This window comes from Mesorhizobium sp. M7A.F.Ca.US.005.03.2.1, from assembly GCF_003997795.1.
GTDB classification, from domain to species: Bacteria; Pseudomonadota; Alphaproteobacteria; order Rhizobiales; family Rhizobiaceae; genus Mesorhizobium; species Mesorhizobium ciceri.
Genome location: NZ_RZRP01001382.1, coordinates 1 through 918, shown reverse-complemented (window position 1 = coordinate 918; position 918 = coordinate 1). Strand labels below are relative to the sequence as shown.

At 64.6% G+C, this 918-nt stretch carries 2 protein-coding genes; both read left to right on the top strand.

Annotation, left to right across the window (positions count from 1 at the left end):
• The coding region (locus EN991_RS37935; protein WP_127370615.1) for a hypothetical protein at nt 1-434 on the top strand (434 nt) is incomplete at its 5' end.
• Nucleotides 431-918, top strand: a 488-nt coding sequence (locus EN991_RS37930; protein WP_164769742.1) for a lysophospholipid acyltransferase family protein, incomplete at its 3' end; no start/stop codon positions are given. The genes EN991_RS37935 and EN991_RS37930, both read left to right, overlap by 4 nt.

Sequence of the window (918 nt, the reverse complement as noted above, 5' to 3'; positions counted from 1 at the left end):
ATACCTATCAGGACCGCACCGACCGCTTCGCCGGCATGCTGATGCGACAGGCCGCGTGGCCGGCCGCAATCGTGCTGGCCGCAAATGTCCTTGCGCCTCTAGCCGCATCGGCGCGCGGTGCCTTCGAGACCTTGCCCGCGGCCATCGCTTTGTCGATCGCCGCCGCGAGCGCGGTTGCGGTGCTGGCGCTGTCGGCATTGCTGGCATTCGACGCGCTGCTGTTCCGACTGATGGCGAGCCATGACGACGAAGCTTCCGGCGGTGCCGCGGTGGATGACATGTTGGCGCGCATGCGCCTGAAACCGGCTCCGTTCGCGACACGCTTGCTCGATGACCGCATGGCCGGCACAAGCCGCTTGCTGTTCAAGCAGCGCGCTGCCCTGGCTCTGTTCGCCGCAGCGCTTCTGGCGGCAGGGTTTTGGGCGCCGCGATGAACAAGCTTTCGCTCAAGACCTTCACCTTGCTGCAGACGGTAACCTCCGTCGGCCTGTCGGCTCTGGCCCGGATGGTGACCGGGGTGCGGCCGATCTGGAACGGCAGCCTGCCCTCCGAGCGGCAGCGCATCTATTTCGCCAATCACACCAGCCATGGCGACTTCATCCTTTTGTCGGCCTGTCTCAGCGAAAGGGAGCGCGCGATCACCCATGCTGTTGCCGCAGGCGAATATTGGGGGAAGTCGCGGCTGCGCCGCTTCATCGCGCAGGACATGTTGTCGTCCGTGCTCATCAACCGGCAATGGACGAGACCTGAGGAAAACCCCATCGAGATCATGCTGTCGGTTCTCGACCAAGGGCACTCGCTTATCCTGTTTCCCGAGGGCACCCGCAACATGACAGACGAGCCGCTGCTGGCGTTCCGCTCCGGGCTCTACAATCTGTCGACGGCGCGGCCTGAGGTCGAGCTGATCCCGTGCTGGAT